1 protein-coding gene and 1 pseudogene are annotated in these 1592 nt (G+C 48.9%); both read right to left on the minus strand.

From position 1 onward, the window contains the following. Window positions 1–539: pseudogene (locus FCL47_RS24060) on the minus strand (DDE-type integrase/transposase/recombinase); the annotation flags it as partial. Further along, a complete protein-coding gene (locus tag FCL47_RS24065; RefSeq protein WP_136816272.1) occupies window positions 526–921 on the minus strand; it encodes a helix-turn-helix domain-containing protein in 396 nt (131 codons plus the stop codon). The pseudogene FCL47_RS24060 and the gene FCL47_RS24065, both read right to left, overlap by 14 nt. Between the last annotated feature and the right edge of the window lie 671 nt (window positions 922–1592).

The following is a 1592-nucleotide window of genomic DNA, read 5'->3' on the forward strand; positions in this document are numbered from 1 at the left end:
TTAGTCGGTACACCACCAAAGTACTCCAGCGCCCGTTGATGACATCCCAGAAAGTGTTCCATGGTCTGAGAAACGGTGAACTCTACGTACATCATCCGGCAGTGGCAAAGCACCATGATGAAAAAACTTAACCGTCTTCTGGTTTTGCCGACATTAATGGATTTATAGGAACCCCAGTCGACCTGGGCACATTCTCCGGGGGCAAAGAAAAGCTTGAGAAATGGCTTCTGTCGTTTCGGTTTGATCTTCCGGACGTAATCTTTGACGATGGTATAGCCGCCGGTAAAACCCTGGTCCGTTATTTTCTGAAACAACTGTTGAGCGCTGTAAGGATGGCGCTCCAGCATCCGGACGATATCTTCCTTGTAGGGATCAAGTTTGCTGACCGGCATTCCCGGCAATCTGGGCTGGAATGACTCCGTTTTCATCCACTTGCCGATGGTGCGTGTATCAAGGTTGAGCTTTACCGCGATTTGTCCTGCTTTCAATCCTTCTTGCCGATACTGCCGGATCAGACAAAACTGTTCATAATCTATCATTGGCGCCTCCCATTATCTGCTGCAGCACCTGGCCAATAGAGCTGGGTTCCGTATTGCTTCGCACCGGTTGACGTCGGCAATCCAGAGCAAGAACCTGATACAGCGGCTTGCGGTAGGCGACTAACTGCCCCCGGATTAGCATCGTTCGAGCTTCCGCCAGGGTGGTGGGATCCATTCCAAGTCGCCTACTCAAAGTCTCGTCGCTGTAGTAACTGAGACCACGAGAGTCACTCACCGTTACCAGAAACAGATACACTGCTGCGGCGCTGTGACTGAGATAATCGATGTAGCCTTCGCGGACCAGACGATGATCAATCCAGCTGAACTGATCAGGGACCCGGCGGACCATGTCGGGCAGGATGGGATGTTTGTTGATTGTCATGACGGCCTCCTCTGCAGGTTGATGGTTCAGTGAGAATATCCTGCCCCAATTGTTGCAGACGACGACCGAAGTTGACTATATCATCTTGTAACGTAAAACCAGTGAAATGTGCTAAAAAACCCAGAAGTACGGGCTGATACGCCGACAAGAGATCTTGTAACGCAAGGGCCGTCAAGTTCTCTGTATCACCTCGTTGTTCCATCTTTTTTGAGATTGAGTCATCTTGTAACGGTGTTGAGCCCGGCCTGTTTTTCCGCCAATACCCAGGATTACGCTTGCGCCACTCCTGAACCCGTTGAATATTATCAGGGCCTTGGAAGTAATTTTTGTTCTCCGATTTGGCGAGCCATTTCCGCTGACTGGTGATCTTGCTTGCGCGTCGGCATTCCGGCTTCGAGCAGTACTTCTGCTTGGCGGCATTGCGAGGATCCAGCTTGAATAACTCCTGGCAGTGCCTACACTTACGTCTCTGTGGCTTTTGCATATATCTGAGTCCTCCTCGGATATATGTTCTCTATTAAAAACCGCGTGCCAAACAAAAATGGGAAGAAAAAGGAGGGGAAGAAGATTGGTTTATTTTAATTTTTAGGAAGAAAATCAAGAAAAGGAAAAAGAGAGATTATACATTTTCAAACCGCTGAAGAAAATACACTTTCAGATCGCCGCTGACA

This window comes from Desulfopila sp. IMCC35006, from assembly GCF_005116645.1.
GTDB lineage: Bacteria > Desulfobacterota > Desulfobulbia > Desulfobulbales > Desulfocapsaceae > Desulforhopalus_A.